23 protein-coding genes and 1 pseudogene are annotated in these 23,941 nt (G+C 72.8%); 10 read left to right on the top strand and 14 right to left on the bottom strand.

From position 1 onward, the window contains the following. Positions 1 to 68: 68 nt before the first annotated feature. The 3 genes from BU52_RS12080 to BU52_RS12070 all read right to left on the bottom strand — a co-directional run bounded on the left by BU52_RS12080 (position 69) and on the right by BU52_RS12070 (position 3,963). Positions 69 to 1,040 carry an aldo/keto reductase gene (locus tag BU52_RS12080; RefSeq protein ID WP_037932460.1) on the bottom strand — a complete coding sequence of 324 codons (972 nt, stop codon included), beginning with the start codon at positions 1,038 to 1,040 and terminating at the stop codon, positions 69 to 71. 195 nt (positions 1,041 to 1,235) lie between these two features. Then, a complete protein-coding gene (gene argH / locus BU52_RS12075) occupies positions 1,236 to 2,666 on the bottom strand; it encodes an argininosuccinate lyase (RefSeq protein WP_037932458.1) in 1,431 nt (476 codons plus the stop codon). Positions 2,667 to 2,769: 103 nt separating this feature from the next. Next, positions 2,770 to 3,963 carry an argininosuccinate synthase gene (locus BU52_RS12070; RefSeq protein ID WP_200881183.1) on the bottom strand — a complete coding sequence of 398 codons (1,194 nt, stop codon included), beginning with the start codon at positions 3,961 to 3,963 and terminating at the stop codon, positions 2,770 to 2,772. A 215-nt stretch (positions 3,964 to 4,178) separates the two neighbouring features. Between BU52_RS12070 and BU52_RS12065 the strand changes: the two genes are divergently transcribed. From BU52_RS12065 to BU52_RS12045, 5 genes are all read left to right on the top strand, one after another. Beyond that, a complete protein-coding gene (locus BU52_RS12065) occupies positions 4,179 to 4,628 on the top strand; it encodes a hypothetical protein (RefSeq protein WP_037932454.1) in 450 nt (149 codons plus the stop codon). A 132-nt stretch (positions 4,629 to 4,760) separates the two neighbouring features. Then, positions 4,761 to 5,348 (top strand): pyridoxamine 5'-phosphate oxidase family protein, encoded by a 588-nt coding sequence (locus tag BU52_RS12060; RefSeq protein WP_037932452.1) that lies wholly within the window; start codon positions 4,761 to 4,763, stop codon positions 5,346 to 5,348. Between the two features lie 111 nt (positions 5,349 to 5,459). Further along, positions 5,460 to 6,842: a ferredoxin reductase family protein gene (locus BU52_RS12055; protein ID WP_037932451.1), complete on the top strand. Its 1,383-nt coding sequence runs from the start codon at positions 5,460 to 5,462 to the stop codon at positions 6,840 to 6,842. 51 nt (positions 6,843 to 6,893) lie between these two features. Beyond that, positions 6,894 to 7,670, top strand: coding sequence for an FMN-binding protein (locus BU52_RS12050; RefSeq protein WP_037932449.1), 777 nt, complete (start codon positions 6,894 to 6,896; stop codon positions 7,668 to 7,670). Positions 7,671 to 7,725: 55 nt separating this feature from the next. After that, positions 7,726 to 8,463, top strand: coding sequence for an FAD:protein FMN transferase (locus tag BU52_RS12045; RefSeq protein ID WP_051858127.1), 738 nt, complete (start codon positions 7,726 to 7,728; stop codon positions 8,461 to 8,463). 211 nt (positions 8,464 to 8,674) lie between these two features. On the opposite strand, the gene BU52_RS12040 is transcribed toward BU52_RS12045, so the two are convergent. Genes BU52_RS12040 through argC form a run of 5 tightly spaced genes read right to left on the bottom strand, consistent with a single transcriptional unit; the run spans position 8,675 to position 13,505 of the window. Beyond that, entirely contained in the window at positions 8,675 to 9,217 is a 543-nt protein-coding gene (locus BU52_RS12040) for an arginine repressor (protein WP_037932447.1), read from the bottom strand. Between the two features lie 7 nt (positions 9,218 to 9,224). After that, entirely contained in the window at positions 9,225 to 10,433 is a 1,209-nt protein-coding gene (locus BU52_RS12035; RefSeq protein ID WP_037932444.1) for an acetylornithine transaminase, read from the bottom strand. Further along, complete coding sequence (gene argB, locus BU52_RS12030; RefSeq protein ID WP_037932443.1) at positions 10,430 to 11,332, bottom strand: acetylglutamate kinase; 903 nt, start codon at positions 11,330 to 11,332, stop codon at positions 10,430 to 10,432. The genes BU52_RS12035 and argB overlap by 4 nt, the downstream gene beginning before the upstream one ends. Further along, positions 11,329 to 12,480, bottom strand: a complete 1,152-nt coding sequence (argJ, locus tag BU52_RS12025) for a bifunctional glutamate N-acetyltransferase/amino-acid acetyltransferase ArgJ (protein WP_037932441.1) — start codon at positions 12,478 to 12,480, stop codon at positions 11,329 to 11,331. The genes argB and argJ overlap by 4 nt, the downstream gene beginning before the upstream one ends. Then, entirely contained in the window at positions 12,477 to 13,505 is a 1,029-nt protein-coding gene (argC, locus tag BU52_RS12020; protein WP_037932439.1) for an N-acetyl-gamma-glutamyl-phosphate reductase, read from the bottom strand. The genes argJ and argC overlap by 4 nt, the downstream gene beginning before the upstream one ends. 169 nt (positions 13,506 to 13,674) lie before the next feature. On the opposite strand from argC, the gene BU52_RS12015 reads away from it, so the two are divergent. Both BU52_RS12015 and BU52_RS12010 read left to right on the top strand, forming a co-directional pair. Beyond that, positions 13,675 to 15,090 carry an erythromycin esterase family protein gene (locus tag BU52_RS12015; RefSeq protein WP_051858120.1) on the top strand — a complete coding sequence of 472 codons (1,416 nt, stop codon included), beginning with the start codon at positions 13,675 to 13,677 and terminating at the stop codon, positions 15,088 to 15,090. A gap of 108 nt (positions 15,091 to 15,198) precedes the next feature. Further along, positions 15,199 to 15,639 carry a DUF6314 family protein gene (locus BU52_RS12010; RefSeq protein WP_037932437.1) on the top strand — a complete coding sequence of 147 codons (441 nt, stop codon included), beginning with the start codon at positions 15,199 to 15,201 and terminating at the stop codon, positions 15,637 to 15,639. Here BU52_RS12010 and BU52_RS12005 read toward each other — a convergent pair. From BU52_RS12005 to BU52_RS11995, 3 genes are all read right to left on the bottom strand, one after another. After that, positions 15,621 to 16,214: a histidine phosphatase family protein gene (locus tag BU52_RS12005; RefSeq protein ID WP_037932435.1), complete on the bottom strand. Its 594-nt coding sequence runs from the start codon at positions 16,212 to 16,214 to the stop codon at positions 15,621 to 15,623. The two genes, BU52_RS12010 and BU52_RS12005, sit on opposite strands and share 19 nt — an antisense overlap. A 129-nt stretch (positions 16,215 to 16,343) precedes the next feature. After that, a complete protein-coding gene (locus BU52_RS12000; RefSeq protein ID WP_037932433.1) occupies positions 16,344 to 16,781 on the bottom strand; it encodes a GNAT family N-acetyltransferase in 438 nt (145 codons plus the stop codon). Between the two features lie 40 nt (positions 16,782 to 16,821). Next, positions 16,822 to 18,258, bottom strand: coding sequence for an aminotransferase-like domain-containing protein (locus tag BU52_RS11995; RefSeq protein WP_037932431.1), 1,437 nt, complete (start codon positions 18,256 to 18,258; stop codon positions 16,822 to 16,824). Here BU52_RS11995 and BU52_RS11990 point away from each other — a divergent pair. Then, positions 18,257 to 19,171 (top strand): annotated as a pseudogene (locus BU52_RS11990) (DMT family transporter); the annotation flags it as partial. The gene BU52_RS11995 and the pseudogene BU52_RS11990 overlap by 2 nt on opposite strands. Positions 19,172 to 19,186: 15 nt before the next feature. After that, complete coding sequence (locus BU52_RS36265; protein WP_149550594.1) at positions 19,187 to 19,381, top strand: DUF1918 domain-containing protein; 195 nt, start codon at positions 19,187 to 19,189, stop codon at positions 19,379 to 19,381. Positions 19,382 to 19,401: 20 nt separating this feature from the next. Here the strand turns inward: BU52_RS36265 and BU52_RS11985 are convergent, their stop codons facing one another. Continuing rightward, positions 19,402 to 20,499 carry a glycoside hydrolase family 10 protein gene (locus BU52_RS11985; protein WP_456154820.1) on the bottom strand — a complete coding sequence of 366 codons (1,098 nt, stop codon included), beginning with the start codon at positions 20,497 to 20,499 and terminating at the stop codon, positions 19,402 to 19,404. A 309-nt stretch (positions 20,500 to 20,808) separates the two neighbouring features. On the opposite strand from BU52_RS11985, the gene BU52_RS11980 reads away from it, so the two are divergent. Next, positions 20,809 to 21,669 carry a 3-hydroxybutyryl-CoA dehydrogenase gene (locus tag BU52_RS11980; protein WP_037932429.1) on the top strand — a complete coding sequence of 287 codons (861 nt, stop codon included), beginning with the start codon at positions 20,809 to 20,811 and terminating at the stop codon, positions 21,667 to 21,669. A gap of 54 nt (positions 21,670 to 21,723) precedes the next feature. Here BU52_RS11980 and BU52_RS11975 read toward each other — a convergent pair whose 3' ends face one another. Both BU52_RS11975 and BU52_RS11970 read right to left on the bottom strand, forming a co-directional pair. Continuing rightward, positions 21,724 to 22,269 (bottom strand): NUDIX hydrolase, encoded by a 546-nt coding sequence (locus BU52_RS11975; protein WP_037932427.1) that lies wholly within the window; start codon positions 22,267 to 22,269, stop codon positions 21,724 to 21,726. A gap of 156 nt (positions 22,270 to 22,425) precedes the next feature. Further along, positions 22,426 to 23,766 (bottom strand): hypothetical protein, encoded by a 1,341-nt coding sequence (locus BU52_RS11970; protein WP_037932425.1) that lies wholly within the window; start codon positions 23,764 to 23,766, stop codon positions 22,426 to 22,428. Between the last annotated feature and the right edge of the window lie 175 nt (positions 23,767 to 23,941).

Raw genomic sequence — 23,941 nt, 5'->3', positions numbered from 1 at the left:
TGAGACATTCATGTCTCATTCAAGGCGTACGAGTCTCACGGCGTGGAGGGCTCCCGGAGTGCGGCCGCTCAGTGCCAGGGCAGTTGCCCGCGCCGCTCCCAGTAGACGCCCGGCTCCTCGGCCAGGGCGGTGAGGCGCGACACCTGGTCGTCGGTGAGGTCGACGGCGGCGGCGTGCAGATTGGAGGCGAGCTGGGTGGCGGTCGCGGCCCCGGACAGGACGACACCGGCCCACGGCTGTCGCAGGACCACGGCGAGGGCGACTGCGTCGGGGCCCACGCCCGCCGCCTCGGCGACGGCGCGCAGCGCCTCGGGGGCGTTCGGCGCGGCCAGCCGGCCGTTGGCCATGCCCTCCTTGACGATGACCGTGAGCCCCGCCTCGTGCGCCTCGGCGAGCGCCGGCCCTGCGGAGGTCTCCAGGGCGTTGTAGGTGGACTGCACGGTACGGAACAGGGGTTCGCCGTCGACCGTGACGGCGAGCGCGGCGCGGATGGCGTCCGCCTGGGCCGGACCGCTGGTGGAGAAGCCGACGGTGAGTCCGCGCTCCGCGGCCTCGGCGAGCCGGACGTGCAGCTCCTTGTCGGTGAGGGCGGGGCTCTCCGGGGTCACCGAGTGGATCTGGTAGAGGTCGAGCCGGTCGCCGAGCAGCGCGTGGGACTCGGCGCGCTGACGCTCGTACGCGGCGAGCGAGTGGTCCTTGACCTCGTGCCGCTCGGCGTCGGTGGACCAGCCGGCGGCGTAGGTGTAACCCCATTTGCTGCCGACGACCACGTCGTCGGCCTCGGGGTGGCCGTTCAGCCAGTCGGCCAGGAACTCCTCGGAGCGGCCGTACGAGCGGGCCGCGTCGAAGTAGCGCACGCCCTGGGCGTAGGCGGCGTCGAGGAGTTCGTGGGTGCGACCGCGCAGTGCCTCGACGCTGCGGTCCTCTCCGAGGTCGTGGTCGCGGCCGAGGTTGATGTAGCCGGGCCGGCCGATCGCGGCGAGGCCGAGACCGATGTGGCAGGTGGGGGTCGTCGCTGTCGCCAGGCGGGCGAAGGGCATCGCGGGCTCCGTCGGTCGGTTCCGGTGCGGCGTTCCGACCAACGTAACCCGCGACGCCGCTCCGCTCGGGGAACCGGGGCGCCTTCGGGTTCGGATCTTGCCGCGCAGCGGCGAGTGCGGGTGCGCTGTGGTTGCTCGCCCCCACGCGGCGGAGCCCGCACATCGATACGGCCCCGCGCCCCTGGGGGCGTTGCCCTAGTGCTTCTTCGCCGTCGCCCAGGCGTGCTGGGCCGCCAGGTCCGTCTTCGCTTCGGCCAGCTGGACCGCGACCGCGCTCGGGGCCGTGCCGCCCCGGCCGTCGCGGGAGGCGAGGGCCCCCGGGACGTTCAGGACGGAGCGCACCTCGGGGGTGAGGTGGGCGGAGATCTCGGCGAACTGCTCGTCGGTCAGGTCGTCCAGTTCCTTGCCCTCGGACTCGGCGACCTTGACGCACGCGCCGGCCACCTCGTGGGCGACGCGGAAGGGAACGCCCTGCTTGACCAGCCACTCGGCGATGTCGGTGGCGAGGGAGAACCCGGCCGGGGCCAGTTCCTCCATGCGCTCGCGGTGCACGGTGAGCGTGGCCATCATGCCGGTGAAGGCCGGGAGCAGGACCTCCAGCTGGTCGATGGAGTCGAAGACCGGCTCCTTGTCCTCCTGGAGGTCGCGGTTGTAGGCGAGCGGGAGGGCCTTGAGGGTGGCCATCAGGCCGGTCAGGTTGCCGATGAGGCGGCCCGACTTGCCGCGTGCCAGCTCGGCGATGTCCGGGTTCTTCTTCTGCGGCATGATCGACGAGCCGGTGGAGAAGGCGTCGTGCAGGGTCACGAAGGAGAACTCCTTCGTGTTCCAGATGATGATCTCCTCGGCGATCCGGGAGACGTTCACACCGATCATCGCGGTGATGAAGGCGAACTCGGCGACGAAGTCCCGGGAGGCGGTGCCGTCGATGGAGTTGGCGGCGCTGCCGTGCTCGAAGCCGAGGTCCTCGGCGACGGCCTCGGGGTCCAGGCCGAGGGAGGAGCCGGCCAGCGCGCCCGAGCCGTACGGGGACACGGCCGTCCGCTCGTCCCACTGGCGCAGCCGCTCGGCGTCCCGGGACAGCGCCTGTACGTGGGCGAGGACGTGATGGGCGAAGAGCACCGGCTGGGCGTGCTGGAGATGGGTGCGGCCGGGCATGGCCACGTCGGGGTGGGCCTCGGCGAGGCCGATCAGGGCGTCCTGCAGGTCGGCGATCAGCCCGCCGACGATCCGGGCGTGGTCCCGCAGGTACATGCGGAAGAGGGTGGCCACCTGGTCGTTGCGGGACCGGCCGGCGCGCAGCTTGCCGCCGAGGTCGGGGCCGAGCCGCTCCAGCAGGCCGCGCTCCAGGGCGGTGTGCACGTCCTCGTCGGCGACGGTGCCGGTGAAGGATCCGTCGGCGACGTCCGCCTCGAGCCGGTCGAGGCCGGCGATCATCCGGCTCAGCTCGTCCTCGGTGAGGAGCCCCGCCCGGTGCAGCACGCGCGCGTGGGCCCGCGAGCCGGCGATGTCGTAGGGCGCCAGCCGCCAGTCGAAGTGGACGGACGCGGACAGCTTCGCCAGGGCCTCGGCCGGGCCGTCGGCGAAACGGCCGCCCCAGAGCCGTACGTCACCGCTGTTGCTGCTCACTTGGTGCTCCTCGGAGGTTCCGGATGTGCCGCCGCCTCCCCACCCGTGAGTGAGGAGGCGGCTGTCAGGCTAGTGCGTGTGAGGGGTCGTCGGGCGGTGCGGCCTAGGCCAGGTCCCGCTTCGCGGCGATCTTCGACGACAGGCTGTAGATGTCGATGAAGCCCTTGGCCGCGGCCTGGTCGAACGTGTCGCCCGTGTCGTAGGTGGCCAGGTTGAAGTCGTACAGCGACGACTCGGAGCGCCGGCCGGTGACGACGGCGCGGCCGCCGTGCAGGGTCATCCGGATGTCGCCGTTGACGTGCTGGTTGGCCTCGGTGATGAAGCCGTCCAGGGCGCGCTTGAGCGGGGAGAACCACTGGCCGTCGTAGACCAGCTCGCCCCAGCGCTGCTCGACCTGCCGCTTGTAGCGGGCGAGTTCACGCTCGACGGTGACGTTCTCCAGCTCCTGGTGGGCCGTGATCAGGGCGATGGCGCCGGGCGCCTCGTACACCTCGCGGGACTTGATGCCGACGAGGCGGTCCTCGACCATGTCGATCCGGCCGACGCCCTGGGCGCCCGCGCGCTCGTTGAGCTGCTGGATGGCCTGGAGGACGGTGACGGGCCTGCCGTCGATGGCGACCGGCACCCCCTGCTTGAAGGTGATGACGACCTCGTCGGGCTCGCGCGCCACGGCCGGGTTCTGCGTGTACTCGTAGACGTCCTCGATCGGCGCGTTCCAGATGTCCTCGAGGAAGCCGGTCTCGACGGCCCGGCCGAAGACGTTCTGGTCGATGGAGTACGGGGACTTCTTGGTCGTCGCGATCGGCAGGCCCTTGGCCTCGCAGAAGGCGATGGCCTTGTCGCGGGTCATGGCGTAGTCGCGGACCGGGGCGATGCACTTGAGGTCGGGGGCGAGGGCGACGATGCCGGCCTCGAAGCGGACCTGGTCGTTGCCCTTGCCGGTGCAGCCGTGGGCGACGGTGGTGGCGCCGTGCTTCTGCGCGGCGGCGACCAGGTGCTTGACGATCGTCGGCCGGGACAGCGCGGAGACCAGCGGGTAGCGGTCCATGTAGAGGGCGTTGGCCCTGATCGCCGGGAGGCAGTACTCGTCGGCGAACTCGTCCCTGGCGTCCGCGACCTCGGCCTCGACGGCGCCGCACGCGAGGGCGCGCTTGCGGATGACGTCCAGGTCCTCGCCGCCCTGGCCGACGTCGACCGCAACGGCGATGACCTCGGCGCCCGTCTCCTCGGCGATCCAGCCGATGGCGACGGAGGTGTCCAGACCGCCTGAGTAGGCGAGTACGACGCGCTCGGTCACGGGTTTCTCCTCACAGTGCATTCGCTGATATGCATGAGTATGCAGTAGTCCGCATGATTCGTCAATTCGCCTCCACGGAGGCCGGGGGTTCCGGCCGGGGTGCGGCCGGAACCGGTGGACGGGTGAACGGGTGAAATCGCTTTCCCGTATCCCTCACCGGACGCAGGCGCCGCGTCGTTCCACCGAGACACCCCCGACCCGAGTGAGGCATCCGCATGTCCAGGGCTCTTCCGACGTACAACAAGCGCCGCGTCGGCTTCGCCGGCGGTGCCGCCGCGCCGGCGCTGACCGGTGTGGTGATCGCCGGCACCGCCCTCGCCGGTGAGTCCTCCGGAGACGGCGGCGAGGCGGACGCCCGGACGCTCGCGGGGCCGGGCACGATCTCCTGCCCCGCCGTGGCTCCCGAACCGCCCGCCGCCCCCGCCTCCGCACGGGCCGGGGTCGACCGCAACCTCGGCGACCTCGACCAGCAGATCGCCGAGGCCAACAAGCGACTCGTCGACACCGTCGGACAAGGCGGACCCCACTTCGTCCAGAACGCCGTCCTCGGCCCCCTCGAGGGCAAGCGCGTCGCCGCCCTCGACCGCATCGCCACCGCCATCGGCCGCACCGCCGAACGCCCCTCGGGGCTCGACTCCCTGGCCGCCTGCACACTCACCGAGTGAGGTGACAGGCGCCGTGGCCGCCCCGTTCAGCGCCGGCCGGGGCGGCCACGGTCTTCCCGTGGGATGCGGGCCTTCCGAGATCCTCCGTAATTCCTTAGACAAACGAACGAACTGCTCCCATAATCGTTGGACATGGGAAAGACGTATGAGCGCATAGACGGCCGCCTCCGCACGTTCATCGAGGAGCAGCCGGTCTTCTTCACCGCCACCGCCCCCCTGTCCGCCGACGGCACGGTCAATCTCTCACCCAAGGGGCTCAAGGGGTCGTTCGCGGTCCTCGACGAGCTCACGGTGGCCTACCTCGACTTCGCCGGCTCCAACGCCGAGACGATCGCCCATCTGCGCGAGAACGGCCGCATCACCCTGATGTGGTGTGCCTTCCAGGGCCCGCCCAACATCGTGCGCGTCCACGGCCGCGGCGAGCCCGTCTTCCGGGACGACCCCCGTTTCGCCGAGTTGCTCACCCGCTTCCCCGGCATCGACCACGGCACGCACGGCCTGCGTGCCGTCATCGTCGTGACGGCCGAACTGATCCGCGACACCTGCGGGTACGCGGTGCCCTTCATGGCGTACGAGAGCGAACGCGACCTGCACGCCAAGCGGTTCGCACGGGAGGACGACGCCTCGCTCGACGCCTACTTCACCAAGAAGGAACACGTCGCGACCAGCCTGGACGGACTGCCCGGGCTGCCCCTGCCGCTTCCCCCGTCCGGCGTCTGAGCCGGGGCACGGGCACGGCGATCGGATGGCCCCGAACCGGGAACTCCTCTGAACGCTCCAGCGTGACGGCACGTATCTGTGGGCCAAGGGCCAAGTCCCCACGGAGGAACCGTGACCACCACGCTCGCCGGCGGCCGTGCCGCCCGCCGCCAGACGATGCGCCGCATCCGTCCGCGCCGCTCCCCCGCCGTTCCCCTGCTGCTCGCCGTGGGCGCGGGCGCGGTGGCCGTGCTGTGGCTGTGGTGGACGAACACACCGTCCATCGCGGACACCACCGGGAAGATCGTCGCCGCGGGCCGGATCACCGGGCTGCTCGCCGGCTACCTGATGGCCTTGGTCGTCCTCCAGATGGCGCGGGTGCCCGCGCTGGAGCGGCGGGTGGGTTCGGACCGGGTCGCCCGCTGGCACGCGATGAGCGGCCGCTACACCGTCAGCCTGGTCGTCGCGCACGTCTTCCTCATCATGTGGGGCTACGCCCGCCAGGCGGGCAAGAGCCTCGGCGACATCGTGCAGCAGACCGTCACCTCCGTCACCACGCTGCCGGACATGGGCAAGGCCGCCATCGGCACCGGACTGCTGTTCGTGATCGCTTTCCTCTCCATCGGCCCGGTCCGGCGCCGGCTGCCGTACGACGGCTGGTACCACGTGCACCTGCTGACGTACGCGTCGGTCTTCCTGACGTTCTGGCACCAGATCACCACCGGCAACGAGTTCGCCGTCGAACCGGCCGCGAAGACCGTCTGGTACGGGCTCTACGGCGTCGTGACCGCCCTGGTGCTGTGGTACCGGATCATCACCCCCGTGCGGCTCAACCTGCGGCACCGGATGCGGGTCGCGGCGGTCGTCGAGGAGACGCCGGGCATCGTGTCGGTGCTGATCAGCGGCCGCAGGCTGCACCGGATGGGCGCGGAGGCGGGGCAGTTCCTCCGCTGGCGGTTCCTGGCCCCCGGGATGCGGTTCAGCTCCCACCCGTACTCGCTGTCGGCGGCGCCCCGTCCCGACATGCTGCGGATCACCGTCAAGGCGATCGGCGACCACAGCTCGCGGCTGCGCGAGCTGGAGCCCGGCACGCGGGTGTGGGCGGAGGGCCCGTACGGTGCCCTGACCGCGCAGCGCCGCAGCCGCGGCAAGGTGCTGCTGGTCGCGGGCGGGGTGGGCATCACCCCCATGCGGGCCCTGTTCGAGACGCTGCCCGGCGCGGCCGGTGACATCACGCTGCTCTACCGGGCGAACAGCACACAGGACCTGGCGCTGTGGAGCGAACTGGCCAAGATCGCCGACGAGCGCGGCGCGCGGCTGATGTACGCGGTGAACAGCCCCGACGGGGAACGTCCCGACATCTCGGCGGAGAGCCTGCAACGGAAGATCCCGGACGTCGACCGCCACGACGTCTTCATGTGCGGGCCGCCCGGCTTCGCCCAGTCGGTGTACGACGCGCTGCGCGGCGCCGGGGTCCCCGCCCGCCGCATCCATCACGAGTCGTTCGAGATGTGAGCGACGGGTCATCCACCCGGGCCATCCACACCATCAGGAGCTTGAAGAACGATGAGGAAGAGTCACCCCGTCCGGCGTGCCGTACTCGCGACCGCCGCCACCGTGTCCGGGATCGTGCTGCTGCTGTCGCTCAAGCCGGCGTCCGATCCCGGCTCGGCCGCGGCGGCGGGCGGCGCGGCCCCGCCCGCGGCGGCCCAGTCCCCGCAGGGCGGTTCCCGGCCCATCGGTGACGGCACGGTCACCGGGGACGCCGCGAGCACCCAGTACGGCGCGGTGCAGGTGCGGCTGACGGTGAGCGGCGGGAGGATCACCAGGGCGGAGGCCGTCCAGGCGCCCAAGGGCGGGCAGAGCGACCAGATCACCTCCACCGCCGTGCCCCGGCTCAACCAGGCGGCGGTCGCGGCGCAGGGCGGAGAGATCGACGCGGTGTCCGGGGCGACGTACACCAGCGCCGGGTACGAGAAGTCGCTCCAGTCGGCGCTGGACAAGGCGCGGGCCGCCGGGGCCCCGGAGTCCTCCGGTTCGGGGAGCGGCGGGAACGCCGGGAGCGAGCGGGCCCGGACCGTCACCGGGGACGCGGCACAGACGCAGTACGGGCCGGTGCAGGTCCGGATCACCGTGAGCGGCGGGAGGATCACCAGGGCCGAGGCCGTCCAGACGCCCAAGGGCGGGCAGAGCGACCAGATCACCTCCAGCGCAGTACCCCGGCTCAACCAGGCTGCGGTCGCGGCCGGCGGCGCGGAGATCGACGCGGTGTCCGGGGCCACGTACACGAGTGCGGGGTACAAGCAGTCGCTCCAGTCGGCGCTGGACAAGGCCGGTGGCTGACGCGGTGGCCGAGCCGGCGGAGGCTCCCGCCGCGGTGCGTCGTACGGAGGAGACGATGGGGACCGTCTTCTCCCTGGACGTCCGCGGCGGGGAACCCGACGCGGTGCGCGCGGCGCTGGACGAGGCCGTCGCCGGGCTGCGCCGGGTCGACGAGGTGTTCAGCACCTACCGCGACGACAGCCAGATCTCGCGGCTGGCGCGCGGTGAGCTGGGCGTCGGGGAGTGCGATGCCGAGGTCGCCGAGGTGCTGCAGCTGGCGGCGGAGGCGGAGCGGGTGAGCGACGGCTGGTTCAGCACGTGCTACCAGGGGCGTCTCGACCCGACCGGGATCGTCAAGGGCTGGGCCACCGAGCGGGCCGCACGGCGGCTCGCGGCGGCCGGGGCGACGGGGGTGAGCGTCAACGGGGGCGGCGACGTGCAGGTGCTGGGCGCGCCGGGGGCGGGGCGGCCGTGGCGGGTCGGGGTGTCGGATCCGCTGCGACCGGGCGGGCTCGCCGCCGTGGTCTCCGCGGCCGGTGCGGACGAACTGGCCGTGGCGACGTCCGGTACCGCGGAGCGGGGGGACCACATCGTCGATCCCCGTACGGGGCGGTCGGCGGTGACCGACCTGGTCGCCGTGACGGTGGTCGCGCCGCGGCTGACGTGGGCGGACTGCTGGGCGACGGCGGCGTTCGCGATGGGCTCCCGGCAGGCGCTCGCCTGGCTGGAGTCGCTTCCGGACGCCGAGGCGCTGCTGATCACGGCGGGCGACGAGGTGCGGTGCACGGGTGGGCTGGCGGGCCGGCTGGGGTGACCGGCGCTCCGGGGTGACCGGCGCCGCGGCTGAGGTACGGGCGTCACACTCACCGCGCCGGCGGGTGCCTCCCCCAGAGGGGGTGCCCCCAGCGCCCGCGGCTCCACGACTGCCCGCGGCTGGGGTCGCCCCCCAGGGGCGCGGGGAACTGCATGAGCGGCCACCGACGGCCCGCGGTCGCCGCACCAGCATGTCCCCGCCGCCCCGCGGCTCAGTGGCCGTTCTGGGCCAACCGGAGCAAATGGTCCGCCAGGGCCTGGCCACCCGTCGGCTCCCTGCTGATCAGCAGCAGCGTGTCGTCGCCGGCGATCGTGCCGAGGATGTCCTGCAGTTCCGCCTGGTCGATCGCCGAGGCCAGGAACTGCGCGGCGCCCGGCGGGGTACGCAGCACCACCAGGTTCGCGGAGGCCTCCGCGGAGATCAGCAGCTCCTGCGAGAGCCGCCGCATCCGCTCCTCCTTGGCGGACTCCCCCAGCGGTGCCCGCGGGGTACGGAAACCCCCCTCGCTCGGCACCGCGTAGATCAGGTCGCCCTCGTTGTTGCGGATCTTCACCGCGTTCAGCTCGTCCAGGTCGCGGGAGAGCGTCGCCTGGGTGACGCTCAGCCCGTCGTCGGCGAGCAGCTTCGCCAACTGGCTCTGCGACCGCACCGGCTGCCGGTTGAGGATGTCCACGATCCGGCGGTGGCGTGCGGTGCGCGTCTGCGGCACGGCAGGTCCGGCCTGCTGACCCTGGTCCTGCTGCTCCTGGCTCATCGTCGTCTCATTCTCCGGCTCGTCCTTCCCCGCCCGCCGGCGTACCGGCCTGGTCCAGGATGCCGGGCAGCGCCCCGAGGAAGGCGTCCACCGCGTCGTCCCCGAGGTTCAGCGGCGGCATGAGCCGCACGACATCGGGGGCCGGCGCGTTCACGAGGAATCCGGCGTCCTGAGCCGCCTGTTGCGCCTGGGGCGCGAGCGGCTCGGTGAGCACGATACCCAGGAGGAGCCCCGCACCCCGGACATGGTCGATCACAGCGTGGCCGGACCCCTCGATTCCGTCGCGGAGCCTCTCGCCCTGCCGCTTGACGTTCTCCAGCAGCCCCTCGCTCTCGATGGTGTCGAGAACGGCGAGTCCGGCGGCGCAGGCGACCGGGTTGCCGCCGAAGGTGGTGCCGTGGTGGCCGGGCCCGAGCAGGTCGGCGGCGCGGCCGAAGGCGACGGTGGCGCCCAGTGGCAGGCCGCCGCCGAGTTGCTTGGCCAGGGTGACGACGTCCGGCAGCACGCCCTCGTGGGCCTGGTACTCGAACCAGTGCCCGGTGCGGCCGATGCCGGTCTGCACCTCGTCCAGCACGAGCAGCGCGCCCTTGGCCGCGGTGATGGCGCGGGCCGCCTTCAGATAGCCGGGGGGCGGGACGACCACGCCGAGCTCGCCCTGGATGGGTTCGAGGACGACCAGGGCCGTCTCCTCGGTGACCGCGGCGGCCAGCGCCTGGGCGTCACCGAAGGGCACGTGGGTGACCTCGGCGGGCAGCGGCTGGAACGGCTCGCGCTTGCCGGGCTGGCCGGTGAGCGCGAGGGCGCCCATCGTGCGGCCGTGGAAGGCGCCCTCGGTGGCGACGACGTGGGTCCGTCCGGTCAGCCGGCCGATCTTGAACGCGGCCTCGTTGGCCTCGGCGCCGGAGTTGCAGAAGAAGACCCGGCCGGCCCGGCCGAAGAGCTGGAGCAGCCGCTCGGCGAGGGCGACGGTCGGCTCTGCCATGAAGAAGTTGGAGATGTGGCCGAGGGAGCCGATCTGCCGGCTCACGGCCTCGACGACCGCCGGGTGGGCGTGGCCGAGGGCGTTGGTGGCGATGCCGCCGACGAAGTCGGTGTACTCCGTGCCCTCGGCGTCCCAGACCTTCGTGCCGTCACCGCGTACCAGCGGCAGGCGCGGGGTGCCGTAGTTGTTCATCAGGGCGCCCTGCCACCGCGCGGTCAGTTCTGCGTTGCTCACGACTCCCCCTGTTCGTCGGGCACGACCATGGTGCCGATGCCCTCGTCCGTGAAGATCTCCAGCAGGATCGAGTGCTGGACCCGGCCGTCGATGACGCGGGCGGTGGTCACGCCGTTGCGTACGGCGTGCAGGCAGCCCTCCATCTTCGGCACCATGCCCGAGGACAGTTCCGGCAGGAGCTTCTCGAGCTGGGAGGCGGTGAGGCGGCTGATCACCTCGTCGCTGTTCGGCCAGTCCTCGTAGAGTCCCTCGACGTCCGTGAGGACCATGAGGGTCTCGGCGCCCAGTGCAGCAGCGAGTGCCGCAGCCGCCGTATCAGCATTGACGTTGTAGACATGGTGGTCGTCCTGGCTGCGGGCGATCGACGAGACGACCGGGATGCGGCCGTCGGCGAGCAGTGCCTCGATCGCGCCCGTGTCGATCTCGGTGATCTCGCCCACCCGCCCGATGTCGACCAACTCGCCGTCGATCTCGGGCTGGTGCTTGGTGGCGGTGAGGGTGTGCGCGTCCTCGCCGGTGAGGCCGACGGCGAGGGGTCCGTGCCGGTTGAGTAGTCCGACCAGTTCCCGCTGCACCTGTCCGGCGAGCACCATGCGCACGACGTCCATGGCGTCCTCGGTGGTGACGCGCAGGCCGGCCTTGAACTCGCTGACGATGCCGTGCCGGTCGAGCGCCCGGCTGATCTGCGGGCCGCCGCCGTGCACGACGACCGGTCTGAGGCCGGCGTGCCGCAGGAAGACGACGTCCTGGGCGAACGCGGCCTTCAGGTCCTCGTCGACCATGGCGTTGCCGCCGAACTTGATGACGACGGTCCTGCCGTGGTGCCGGGTCAGCCAGGGCAGCGCCTCGATGAGGATCTGCGCCTTGGGGAGCGCGGTGTGCTTGCGGGTGCCGGTCATGACGAGTACGCGCTGTTCTCGTGGACGTAGTCGGCGGTGAGGTCGTTGGTCCAGATGGTGGCGGTGGCGTCACCGGCGGCCAGGTCGGCGACGATGTGCACCTCGCGGTAGCGCATGTCGACCTTGTCGCGGTCCTCGCCGACGCCGCCGTTCTTGCAGACCCAGACGCCGTTGATGGCGACGTTGAGCTCGTCGGGCTCGAAGGCGGCCTTCGTGGTGCCGATGGCGGAGAGCACCCGGCCCCAGTTGGGATCCTCGCCGTGGACGGCGCACTTGAGGAGGTTGTTGCGGGCGATGGAGCGGCCGACCTCGACGGCGTCGTCCTCGGTCGCGGCGCCCACCACCTCCACCTTGATGTCCTTGCCGGCGCCCTCGGCGTCGCGGATGAGCTGTCGGCCGAGGTCGTCGCAGACGGCCCGTACGGCCTCGGCGAACTCGTCGTACCCCGGGGTGACGGCCGAGGCTCCGGAGGCGAGCAGCAGCACGGTGTCGTTGGTGGACATGCAGCCGTCGGAGTCGACGCGCTCGAAGGTGACCCGGGTCGCGTCGCGCAGGGCCTTGTCGAGCACGTCGGACTCGAGGTCGGCGTCGGTGGTGAGGACGACGAGCATGGTGGCGAGGCCCGGGGCGAGCATCCCGGCGCCCTTGGCCATGCCGCCGACGGTCCAGCCGTCCCCGGTGGCGACGGACGTCTTGTGGACGGTGTCGGTGGTCTTGATGGCGATGGCGGCCTTCTCGCCGCCGTGCTCGGACAACTGGGCGGCGGCGGTACCGACGCCGGGGAGCAGCTTGTCCATGGGGAGCAGGACGCCGATGAGTCCCGTCGAGCAGACGGCGACCTCGCCCGCTCCGATGCCGAGCACCTCGGCGGCCTTCTCCGCGGTGGCGTGCGTGTCCTGGAAGCCCTTCGGCCCGGTACAGGCGTTGGCGCCGCCGGAGTTGAGGACGACGGCGGACAGCTGCCCGCTCTTGAGCACCTGCTCCGACCAGAGCACCGGCGCGGCCTTGACGCGGTTGGAGGTGAAGACGCCGGCGGCGGCGCGGCGGGGGCCGTTGTTGACCACGAGGGCCAGGTCGGGGTTGCCGTTCTCCTTGATCCCGGCGGCGATGCCCGCCGCCGTGAATCCCTTCGCTGCCGTCACACTCACGGCGCAACTCCGATCGTCGTCAGCCCGGTGGTCTCGTCGATCCCCAGGGCGATGTTCATGCTCTGGACGGCACCGCCCGCGGTGCCCTTGGTCAGGTTGTCGATGGCGCTGATCGCGACGATCCGCCCGGCGGCCGCGTCATGGGCGACCTGGACCTGCACGGCGTTGGAGCCGTACACGGACGCGGTCGCGGGCCACTGCCCTTCGGGGAGGAGGTGGACGAAGGGCTCGTCGGCGAGAGCCTTCTCGTAGGCCTCGCGCACGGACTCGGCGGTGACGCCGGGCCTCGCCCTCGCGCTGCAGGTGGCGAGGATGCCGCGGGGCATCGGCGCGAGGGTCGGCGTGAAGGAGACGGAGACCCGCTCGCCGGCCGCCGCGCTGAGGTTCTGGATCATCTCCGGGGTGTGCCGGTGCCCGCCGCCCACACCGTACGGCGCCATGGAGCCCATGACCTCGCTGCCGAGCAGGTGGGGCTTGGGCGCCTTGCCCGCGCCGGAGGTCCCGGAGGCGGCGACGATCACCGCCTCGGGCTCGGCGAGGCCGGCGGCGTAGGCCGGGAACAGGGCCAGGGAGACGGCGGTGGGGTAGCAGCCGGGCACCGCGACGCGCTTGGACCCCTCCAGCGCGGCGCGTGCACCCGGCAGTTCGGGCAGACCGTAGGGCCAGGTGCCGGCGTGCGGCGACCCGTAGAAGCGCTGCCAGTCGGTGGCGTCCCTCAGCCGGAAGTCGGCGCCCATGTCGATCACGAGCACGTCCTCGCCGAGCTGCTCGGCGACGGCGGCGGACTCTCCGTGCGGCAGCGCGAGGAACACGACGTCGTGCCCGGCGAGGACCTCGGGGGTGGTCGGCTCCAGGGCGCGGTCGGCGAGCGGCAGCAGGTGCGGCTGGAGCGCGCCGAGCCGCCGGCCGGCGTTGGAGTTGCCGGTCAGGGCACCGATCTCGATGCCGGGGTGGGTCAGGAGCAGACGCAGCAGCTCACCGCCCGCGTACCCGCTCGCTCCGGCCACCGCCGCACGTACCGCCATGACAACCTCCTCCTTGATGGCATGACTATACGTTTCGCTGCACGTTTATGCAACGCCACGTGGCCCGCCGTCCGTCCCCCGATCGGCCCAGCGTGGGGTTGCTGTGCGGGCGGACCGGCAGCGTGCCGACGATGCTGTTCCGGGGGGCTGACGTGAGGAGAACCAGCCCATGCGTTCCGCGTCCCACCTGTCACGCCGCCGTCGTGCCGCCCTGCCCGTCCTGCCGGTCCTGCTGGCAGTGCTGCTGACGGCTGTTCTTCCCGCGGCGCCCGCCCGCGCCGGCGGCCGCACACCCGACCCGGTCGTCGCCGAGCTGACCCGGGCGGCGTCCGCACTGGCTCCCGGCGAGCCGATGGACACCCTCGGGGACCTGCGGCCGCTGGGCCGGGCCGTGGACGGTGCCGTGATCGTGGGGGTGGGAGAGGCCACGCACGGCTCCCATCAGTTCTTCGCGCTCCAGGAGCGGGTCTTCCGGTACCTGGCCGAGGAGAAGGGCTTCACCTCCCTCGCCCGGGAGGCCGGCTGGGACGCCGGCCTGCGTATCAACGAGTGGCTGCTGACCGGCAGGGGTGACATCCGCCGGATCATGCGCGAGGTCTTCCAGAGCGAGGACCGGCTGTGGAACAACCAGGAGTATCTGCATCTGTTCGAGTGGATGCGCGCCCACAACGCGCGCAGCAGCCGTCCTCTGCAGTTCGTGGGTGACGACATCGTCCCGGTCGAACCCAGGCTGTACGACCGGGTCCTGCGGTACGTCGACCGCCGGTTCCCCGAGCTGCGCGCGCGGTTCGCGGAGCTGTACCGGGACCGCCCCACCGGTGAGGTACTGGCCGCCACGCGCGAGTTCAGGAACCGGCCGCAGGACGAGCGGCTGGACATGGCCCGCCGCACCCGGCAGGCGTACGAGCTGCTCCGCTCGCAGGCGCCGGGCCGGGACCGCGAGGAGTTCGACTGGAACGTCCAGCACGCCCGGGTCATCGCGCAGAGCGCCCGCTTCTACGCGTTCGACAACGCCACCGAAGGGACGCAGCAGGATCTGTACCGTGACCAGCAGATGGCCGAGAACCTCACCTGGTGGTACGAGCACACGGGCAGCAGGACCGTGCTCGCCGCGCACGACGGCCACGTGGCCCTGGTCAGCAACAGTCCCGACTACCCCCGGCCGCAGGGCGCCTTCCTGCGCGACCGGTTCGGCGCGGGGTACCTCAGCGTCCGCACGAGCTTCGGCGAGGGATCCTTCGTCGCGTACGACGGCCTCAGCACGCGGGAGCCCCTGCCGCTGGGCACCTTCACCACCGGACCGCCCGAGCCGGGCACCAACGAGTACACCCTTGATGCCGTGCCCCACCCGGTCTACCTGCTGGACCTGCGCACCGTGCGGGAACCGGCCAGGCAGTGGCTGACCGCGTCACGTCCGACCACGGAGATCGGCACCGTGTGGCCCGTCCCCGAGGCCGACACGTCGCTGCTGATGAGCTCGGACCTGCTCGTCCACTTCCACCACGTCGACGCCGCCCGGCTCCTTCCCGCCCAGGGCCGCAGCGCACCGGACGCCGGGGCGCGGGTGACGACCTGGCGGTCATGAACGCGGCTCCGGCGACCGGTGTCAGCACGTCGGGCGGCAGGATGGGGAGGAGACAGAAGCACGTCAATGGGTCGCGCGAGGGCGCGGACCACGCGGGAACGGGGCGCCATGGGCGAGTTCTGGCCGGTACCCGACGCACTGACCTACCTCGCCGGCCACTGGCGGGCGGAACGGACCGTGCGGGACCTGGCGAGCGGCGACGAGGGACGGTTCGCCGGCACGGTCGTGTCCGGCCCGCTGGAGTGCGGGGGTCTGCTGCACCGGGAGTCCGGCGCCTTCACCGGGCGGGGCGTCACCCGGCCCGCCGGGCGGACCCTGCGCTTCCTGCCCGGGCCGGGCGGCACGGCGGACGTCCGGTTCGCGGACGGCCGCCGGTTCCACGACCTGGATCTCACCGCGGGCCGGCACGTCGCCGACCACCCGTGCTCCGCCGACCTCTACCGGGACGAGTCCACCGTCCGCGACGCCGGCCACTGGCGGACGGTCCGGCGGGTGCGCGGTCCCGCCAAGGATCTGGAGCTGACCACCGGCTACGCGCGCGTGGACTGAGCGCAGGTCCCTTCCAGGCGCAGGCTCCAGCGGCCCGCCCGGCCGCTCACGCCGACCGTCGACAGCGAGCGGACGTCGATGCTCCAGTACGTGGCGGGCGGCGCCTTCAGTACGTACACCAGGGCTGCGCGGATCACCGACGGCTCGGCCACGGCGACGATCCGGCAGCCGTCCTCGACCGGCCGGGTGTCGAGCCAGCCGCCGACCCGGCCGACGAAGTCCAGGAGCGACTCCCCGCCGTGCGGTGTGGCCCGCGGATCGGCCAGCCAGGCGTCCACGGCCTGAGGCTCCCGGGCCATCGCCTCACCCAGGGTCAGCCCCCGCCAGCGGCCCATGTCGCAGTCGCGGAGGGCGAGCTGCACCAGCGGCGCGTATCCCAGCCCTTCCCCGGTGGCACGGCTGCGCGGGGCCGGGGAACAGTAGCGCAGATCGGCCGCCGCGAGCGGCAGCAGTTCGTGCGCGACCCGCTGCACCTCGCCCCACCCGGCCTGGTCCAGCGGCCGGTCGTCCTCGAAGCGCTCGGCGAGCACCGGGGAGCTCCCCGCGGCGGCGACGAACGTGACCCGAAGTGCCATGCCGCGATCGTCAGTCGCCGGAGTGGACAGGTCAAGGGGTGCCGCCACGCCGTGACTCCGGGTGTCCGTGACCTTACTCGCCGGTAAGAACGCACCGGGCGGGCACCCGGGACACCTCTGCGCCACCCATCACTCGAAGACGAGCGCCATCCAGTGGTCCGGCCGCTCCAGCGGGCGGAACCCCAGCTTCTCGTAGACGCCGTGCGCGTCGTGCGTGGCCAGCATGACGCGCTTCGGCCCGAACGCCCGCAGTACCTCCCGCACGGCCGCCACCAGCGCGGTGCCGATCCCCTTGCCCCGTACCGACGGGTCGACGTACACGTCGCACAGCCAGGCGAACGTCGCCCGGTCGGTGACGACCCGGGCGTACGCCACCTGGTCCCGCGAGGCGCTGTCGTAGACACCGAAGTTCAGCGAGCCCTCGATCGCCCGGTCCTGCTTCTCCCGGGGGCGGCCCAGGGCCCAGTACGCGTCGGTGGACAGCCAGCCGTGCACACGGGCCGCGTCGATCCTGGCGGGGTCGGTGGAGATCTCGTAGCCCTCGGGCAGGCGCGGGGTGTCGGTCATGGCGGGATGTTCGCAGGCCGGGCGGGACGGCGTCGAACCGTTATCCCAGCACCTCGTCGCAGGCGGTGCGCAGGCGCCGTACGCCCTCGGCGATCTCGCCCACGCCGGCCACCGCCGCGAAGCTCAGCCGGAGGTGTCCTGCCGGGGGCTCGGCGCTGAAGTAGGGGCGGCCGGGGGTGACGGCGACGCCCGCGCGCAGAGCGGCGGAGGCCAGGGCGGACTCCGCGGCGCCCTCCGGCAGCCGCAGCCAGAGGTGGTAGCCGCCGGAAGGGACGTGCGGCAGCGCGAGTTCCGGCAGCCGCAGGCGGAGCGCGGCGGTCATCGCGTCCCGGCGGGCCCGCAGATCGGCGGAGATCGCGCGCAGGTGACGCGGCCAGGCGGGCGAGCCGACGAGTTCCAGCGTGGCCTCCTGGAGCGGGCGGGGCACGAAGAAGGTGTCGACGACCTGGATGGCCCGCAGCCGCTCCAGCACCGGGCCGTGCGCGGCCAGGGCGCTCACCCGGAAGCTGGGCGAGGTCGCCTTGGTCAGCGAGCAGACGTGCACCACCACTCCGTCGGGGTCGTCGGCGGCGAGCGGACGGGGCAGCGGGCCCGCGTCCTCGTGCACCAGCCGCCGGACGAAGTCGTCCTCGACGACGAACGCGCCCGCCTCACGGGCGATGCGCAGCACCTCGGCACGCCGCTCCGGGGCGAGCACGGCGCCGGTGGGGTTCTGGAACAGCGGCTGGCAGACGAAGACGCGGGCGCCGGTCGCCCGGAACGCGTCGGCGAGCAGCACGGGCCGTACGCCGTCCGCGTCCACCGGTACGGGCACGGGGCGCAGTCCGGCCGCGCGGGCGATGGCCAGCATCCCGGGGTAGGTGGGCGACTCGACGAGCACGGGGGCGCCCGGCGGGGCGAGGGCCCGCAGGGCGGTGGTCAGCGCGGACTGCCCGCCCGCGGTGACCAGCACCCCGGCCGCCGACACCGAGCCGCCGACGCTGCGCGCGAACCACTCGCGCAGCTCCGGCAGCCCCTCCATGGGCGGCCGTCCCCAGGCGCCCGGCCGGCGTCCGGCCCGGGACAGGGCCGCCGCCATCGCCCGCTCGGGTTGCAGGGAAGGGTGCAGATAGCCGCCGTTGAACTCGATCACCCCGGGCGGCGGCGCGGCCAGCGAGACGAGCACACCGGAGGCGTCCACCGAGCGCGGTACGAGGCCCTCGGCGCCGTCGGCGCTGAGGGCGACCTCCTGCCAGGAGGTGTCGCCCGCGAGGGCGGCCGAGGCGCGGGGCTGCGCGCGGAACACCCCGGCACCGGGCCGGGTGACCACCAGTCCCTCGGCGGCGAGCACCGCGAGGGCCCGGGAGACGGTCACCGGGCTCACGCGGAACCGCTCCACGAGGACGCGGCTGGACGGGAGCTTTCCACCAGGAGGGTAGCGGTTCACCTCCCGCCGCAGCCGTTCCGCCAGGTCACCGACACTGCTACGCTCTTGCATGAGAGCAGAGAGTAGCGCTACTACCGCACCTGCGATAGCAGTTGCCGCCCCCCGGGACCGCAGCCGCCTCGGCACCGTCCAGGCCGCCCTCGGCGTCATCGCCTTCTCCCTCACCTTCCCGGCCACCGCCTGGGGTCTCGAGGGCTTCGGTCCGTGGTCACTGGTGGCCGTGCGCAGTGTGCTCGCGGCGCTGATCGCGGGCGGGTGCCTGCTGGCGCTGCGCATCCCGGCGCCCGCCCGGCGGCACTGGCCCGGCCTCGCGGTGGTCGGTGCCGGAGTGGTGCTCGGCTTCCCGATGCTGACCACACTGGCGCTGCAGACGTCGACCACCGCGCACGCGGCCGTCGTGGTGGGTCTGCTCCCGCTGACCACGGCGCTGCTGTCCGCCCTGCGCGTCGGGTCCCGGCCCCCGCGAGCCTTCTGGGCGGCGGCCCTCGCCGGTGCGGCCGCGGTGGTGGCGTTCACCGTGCGGCAGAGCGGCGGCGCGCTGACCACGGCCGACCTGTACCTCTTCGGGGCACTGCTGGTCTGCGCGGCCGGCTACACCGAGGGCGGCAGGCTGGCCCGCGTGATGCCGGGGTGGCAGGTGATCGGCTGGGCGCTGGTCCTCTGCCTGCCCCTCGCCCTGCCCGCCGCCGCGGTCGCGCTGACCGTCGAGCCGGTGCGGCCGACCGCCCACGCCGTGACCGGCCTGTTGTGGGTGGCGGCGGGCTCGCAGTTCCTCGGGCTGATCGTCTGGTACCGGGGCATGGCGGCCATCGGCATCCCCAGGGCCAGCCAGTTGCAGCTCGCCCAGCCGCTGCTCACACTGGTGTGGTCGGTGCTGCTGCTGAACGAGCACCTGACGACGGCCGCCCCGCTGACGGCCGCGGCGGTGCTCGTGTGCATCGCCGTGACCCAGCGGGCACGCGGTGGAGAGGAGGCCCCGATGCGCGCAACCGAGGGTGACCAGCTTGTCCAGCACGGCAGGGTGGTCGGCCAGCACGACAAGGTGGGTGAGATCGTCGAAGTGATGGGCCAGGAGGGGAACCCGCCCTACCGCGTCCGCTTCGAGGACGGGCACGAGGGCGTGTGCTCACCCGGCCCCGACACCGAGATCCGCCACCGGACCCCGCAGCACTAGGAACCCGGCCGGCGCGGCGGTCACGAGGGCGGCGGGTAGTGGTCCGCGACCACCCGCGCCATCGCCCCGATCGGATCGGCCGCCACCTCACGGGCGGCGAAGAAGACGTGTCCGCGCACCTGCGGATACGTCCCGGCCAGCGTGAGGTGGCGGGACAGCTCGGCCGGGTCGCGCCAGGCGGCGGGCTGCGCCGGGTCGCCGGCCTTGTACAGCGCCTCACCGACGTAGAGGCGCGTGGCGGAGTCCCGGACCACGTCGGCCCACCACCGGACGAGTTCCGCGTAGTCGGCGGGGGCGTGGCTGATGTGCCAGTAGAGCTGTGGGCAGATGTAGTCGATCCATCCCTCCCGGGCCCACCTGCGGGTGTCGGCGTGCAGATCGTCGTACGTCTGCACGCCCGCGCGCGTGGCGGAGCCCCGCTCGTCCACCTCGGCGTTGCGCCACACCCCGAACGGGCTGATGCCGAAGCGGGTGCCGGGCCGGATCGCCTTGATCCCCGCGGCCGTCTCGCGCACCAGCCGGTCCACGTTGTCCCGCCGCCAGGCCGCGCGGTCCGGGAAGGCGCCGCCGTACGTGTCGTGGGCGCGGTCGTCGTCGAAGGTCTGGCCGGCCACGGGATACGGGTAGAAGTAGTCGTCGAAGTGCACGGCGTCGACGGGATGGCGGCGCACCGCGTCGAGCATCGCCTCCCGCACGAAGGCGCGGACCTCGGGCAGCCCCGGGTTGTAGTAGAGCTTGTCCCCGTACCGGACGATCCAGTCGGGGTGGCGCCTGGCGGGGTGCGAGGGGTCGAGCCGGGCGGGGTCGGCGTGCATGGCCACGCGGTACGGGTTGAACCAGGCGTGGAGCTCCAGACCACGGGCGTGCGCCTCCTCCACGGCCGTGCCGAGCGGGTCCCAGCCGGGGTCGGCGCCCTGGACGCCGGTGAGGTACTGCGACCACGGCTCGTACGGCGAGGGCCACAGGGCGTCGGCGGTGGGCCGTACCTGGAGGACCACGGTGTTGAGGCGGGCGCGGACGGCCGCGTCGAGGTGGGCGGTGAGCTCGGCACGCTGCCGGGCGGCGCTCAGGCCGGGACGCGAGGGCCAGTCGCGGTTGGTCACGGTGGCGACCCACATGCCGCGCATCTCGCCGTCCGCGCCGCCGCGCCCCGGGCCCCGGGGCTCCGCGGCCGCGCCCGGGCGCGGCGGACGCCTGCGGCATCGTCGCCAGCGCGGCCAGCGCCATCGCCGTGAAGCCCCTGCGGGACACCCGCCCCATCGCGCTCCCTCGTGTGCCGTCGAACCGGCTGGTCGGGTACCGTCTCCCGGCCAGGATGCCCCACCCGCGCGATCGATCATCGATACTTCGGAGTAACGTGCACGAACGGAGCAGGCGCCGGGACCCGGCACCCTGCCACAGCCGTAAGCAGTAGCGAAAGGGACGATGTGACCGACATCGAACGCGTCGGAGTGGTGGGCTGCGGTCAGATGGGCGCCGGGATCGCCGAAGTGTGCGCCCGGGCCGGACTGGACGTCAAGGTCGCCGAAACCACCGGCGAAGCCCTGGAGATCGGCCGTACCCGGCTGTTCAACTCCCTGTCGAAGGCGGCCGAGCGCGGGAAGATCACCGAGGAGGAACTGGCGGCCACGCAGGCCCGGCTGAGCTTCACCACGGACCTCGGCGAGTTCGCCGACCGTGACCTGGTGATCGAGGCCGTGGTCGAGAACGAGCAGGTCAAGACCGAGATCTTCCAGGTGCTCGACCAGGTGGTGACCCGGCCGGACGCGATCCTGGCCTCCAACACCTCCTCCATCCCGCTGGTGAAGCTGGCGGTCGCCACCTCGCGGCCCGACCACGTCATCGGCATCCACTTCTTCAACCCGGCCCCCGTGCAGAAGCTCGTCGAGCTGGTCCCGGCGCTCACCACCTCCGAGGGCACGCTGAGCCGGGCCCAGATCTTCGCGGAGAAGGTGCTGGGCAAGCACGCGATCCTCGCGCAGGACCGCTCCGGCTTCGTGGTGAACGCGCTGCTGATCCCCTACCTGCTCTCCGCGATCCGGATGTTCGAGTCGGGCATCGCCAGCCGCGAGGACATCGACAACGGCATGGAGATGGGCTGCGCCCACCCGATGGGCCCGCTGAAGCTGTCCGACCTGATCGGCCTGGACACGGTGGCCTCGGTCGCGTACTCGATGTACGAGGAGTACAAGGAGCCGCTGTACGCCGCTCCCCCGCTGCTCCAGCGCATGGTCGACGCGGGCCGGCTCGGCCGCAAGAGCGGTTCCGGCTTCTACACGTACGGCTGAGGGACTCCCCCTGGGGCCCGGGCACCCGGCCGCGGGTGCCCGGGCCCCTGGGCGTCAGGGCCTGCCGTCCTGGCCGAGCCTGAGGTGGTGCAGCAGGAGTAACGCGGCCGCCATGCCGGCGGCCGGGACCTCGCCGCGGGCGACGAGGTCGGGGACCACCTTGAGCGGCACCCACTCCCGGCGGTCGGACTCGAAGGCGTCCACGGGGTGGCCGACGTACTCCCCCTCGTCGGCCCAGTAGACGTGGTGCCGGGCGTCGCTGAGGCCGTTGGACGGCTCCACGCTCATCAGGTGGCGCAGGGGGCCGGGCCGCCAGCCGGTCTCCTCCTCGAGTTCCCGCGCCGCGGCCCCGGCGAGGTCCTCGCCGTCCTCGACCACGCCGGCGGCGAGTTCCCAGCCCCAGCTGTCGGTGATGAACCGGTGCCGCCACAGCAGCAGGACCTCGTTGGCGTCGTTCACCACCGTCGCCACCGCGACCGGGCGCAGCCGTATGAGGAAGTGGTCGAGGTGCCGGCCGTCCGGCAGTTCGACATCCGCGAGATTGACGCTGAACCAGCGGTTTGCGTACACACGTTGTTCGTTCTGCTTCGTCCACTGCACGGTTCTGCCACCTTCCGACGGAGTACCTGGCAATATCCCAGCAGGAGAGGTGCCGTCAGCAGGCGCACGGGAGGCCGCCCGCGGCGCAGCGGAGGGCGCGGCGGAGGCGCACGGCGGACCGCGGTGCCGGAGGGCCGCGGTGATGCGGGCAGGTTCTCAGAGCGGGACGCGCAGGGTCCCGTCGATGAGTTCGGCCGCCTCGGCCGTGCCCGGGCAGCCGCTGCGCACGAGATGTCCGCGCACCGCGCGCAGCCTGTCGCGCAGCCGTTGCGACTCCATGCCCCGGGCCTGTTCGGCCATCCGCACCGCGGTGGCCACCGCCTTGTCGGCGTCGCCCCGGCGGAGTTCGACGGTGCTCAGCATGGCCAGCCGGTGCACCCGGCCCCGGTCGTGCGCGGGGGTGTCCACGGCCGCCGCGGCGTGCTCCCCGGCGGCCGCCAGCTCACCCAGGCTCAGCAGTGCCTCGGCCACCTGGACGTTGACCAGGCCGGGCTGGACGTAACCGGTCTCGTCGGGCTCGTGTCCGCGCCGGATGCGTTCCGCTGACTGCTCGGCCCGCCGGATGCGGGACAGGGCGCTCGTGCCGTCGCCCAGGTGCGCGTACGCCTTGGCCTGCATCGCGTACAGGTCGGAGGCGAGCGCCGGGGTGATGCGGCTGCCGGCGGCGCGCAGCGCGGCCTCCGCGAAGGCGACGGCCTGCCGGTACTCCCGCAGGAACAGCGACTGGTTGACGAGCAGCGCGATCACGTAGGCGCCGAGCCCGCGGTCCCCGCTGGCCTTCGCCAGCCGGAGCGCCTGGTGGAAGTAGCGCTGGGCGAGCCCGTGCGCGTCGGAGTCATAGGCGCAGATGCCGGCGACGGCGACCAGACCGCCGGTGGCGCGGTGCAGTTGACGGCCGGTGGCGTCGGTGTAGCTGCCGCGCAGCAGCGGGGCCGCCTCGGCGTTGAGGAAGGCGACGATCCGGGCGCGGGTCGCCACACCACCGGCCTTGCGGTACATCTGCTCGTAGTGGGAGCGGGCCGCCCGCAGCATGTCGAGGTCGTTCGGGGTGACCGGATGCCGGCCGCCGCGGGAGACGTCCACGTCCTCGGGCGGGTTCTCCCACTCCCACACCGGCATCACGGCGGGCGTGCCGGTGACCGTGGGGGCGCCGACTGTGTGCGGGCGGCGCTGCTGGTCGGAGCGCCACAGCGCGGTGGCCCGCTCGACGAACCCGCAGAGCGATCCGGAGTGCGCGGCGGCCGGCTCGCCGGGCACGCCCAGTCCGATGTCGTCGAGGGTCACCGGACGCCGCAGCCGGGCGGCGAGCACCTCGCAGATCAGGTCGGGCACCTGCCCGCGGGGCCGTTGCCCCTTCAGCCACCGCGCCACGGCGGTGTGTTCGTACCTGAGGGACAGACCGCGCGCCCGTCCGGCCTGGTTGACGTGCGCCGCGAGGCCGGCGTGCGAGATCCCGGCCTCGTCCAGGACCGCGTCGAGGAGAGTGTTGGGCTGCATGCGGTCCCCCCGGTGGTTCGGTGCGGACAGACTAGTGGCTGCCGATTCACACGGGGTGTGAACGGAGTGCCAGGATCCGTAGTGTGCGCGCACTGTCGCGGAGAGTTTCCAGCCGGTTGACTGAATTGCCTCGAAAGAGGCCGGCCGGGCCGCCGGCTCCCCCTCGTACAAGTGC

Source organism: Streptomyces toyocaensis (assembly GCF_000725125.1).
Classification (GTDB): Bacteria; Actinomycetota; Actinomycetes; order Streptomycetales; family Streptomycetaceae; genus Streptomyces; species Streptomyces toyocaensis.
Note: the sequence above shows the minus strand (reverse complement) of the source record. Positions and strands in the feature narration are given on the sequence as shown.

Coding starts and splice junctions, on each gene's coding strand:
- BU52_RS12080 (WP_037932460.1), bottom strand. CDS start 1,040: ATGCCCTTCGCCCGCCTGGCGACAGCGACGACCCCCACCTGCCACATC.
- BU52_RS12065 (WP_037932454.1), top strand. CDS start 4,179: ATGTCCAGGGCTCTTCCGACGTACAACAAGCGCCGCGTCGGCTTCGCC.
- BU52_RS12060 (WP_037932452.1), top strand. CDS start 4,761: ATGGGAAAGACGTATGAGCGCATAGACGGCCGCCTCCGCACGTTCATC.
- BU52_RS12050 (WP_037932449.1), top strand. CDS start 6,894: ATGAGGAAGAGTCACCCCGTCCGGCGTGCCGTACTCGCGACCGCCGCC.
- BU52_RS12045 (WP_051858127.1), top strand. CDS start 7,726: ATGGGGACCGTCTTCTCCCTGGACGTCCGCGGCGGGGAACCCGACGCG.
- BU52_RS12040 (WP_037932447.1), bottom strand. CDS start 9,217: ATGAGCCAGGAGCAGCAGGACCAGGGTCAGCAGGCCGGACCTGCCGTG.
- argB (WP_037932443.1), bottom strand. CDS start 11,332: ATGACCGGCACCCGCAAGCACACCGCGCTCCCCAAGGCGCAGATCCTC.
- argC (WP_037932439.1), bottom strand. CDS start 13,505: ATGGCGGTACGTGCGGCGGTGGCCGGAGCGAGCGGGTACGCGGGCGGT.
- BU52_RS12015 (WP_051858120.1), top strand. CDS start 13,675: ATGCGTTCCGCGTCCCACCTGTCACGCCGCCGTCGTGCCGCCCTGCCC.
- BU52_RS12010 (WP_037932437.1), top strand. CDS start 15,199: ATGGGCGAGTTCTGGCCGGTACCCGACGCACTGACCTACCTCGCCGGC.
- BU52_RS12005 (WP_037932435.1), bottom strand. CDS start 16,214: ATGGCACTTCGGGTCACGTTCGTCGCCGCCGCGGGGAGCTCCCCGGTG.
- BU52_RS12000 (WP_037932433.1), bottom strand. CDS start 16,781: ATGACCGACACCCCGCGCCTGCCCGAGGGCTACGAGATCTCCACCGAC.
- BU52_RS11995 (WP_037932431.1), bottom strand. CDS start 18,258: ATGCAAGAGCGTAGCAGTGTCGGTGACCTGGCGGAACGGCTGCGGCGG.
- BU52_RS36265 (WP_149550594.1), top strand. CDS start 19,187: ATGCGCGCAACCGAGGGTGACCAGCTTGTCCAGCACGGCAGGGTGGTC.
- BU52_RS11985 (WP_456154820.1), bottom strand. CDS start 20,499: ATGTGGGTCGCCACCGTGACCAACCGCGACTGGCCCTCGCGTCCCGGC.
- BU52_RS11970 (WP_037932425.1), bottom strand. CDS start 23,766: ATGCAGCCCAACACTCTCCTCGACGCGGTCCTGGACGAGGCCGGGATC.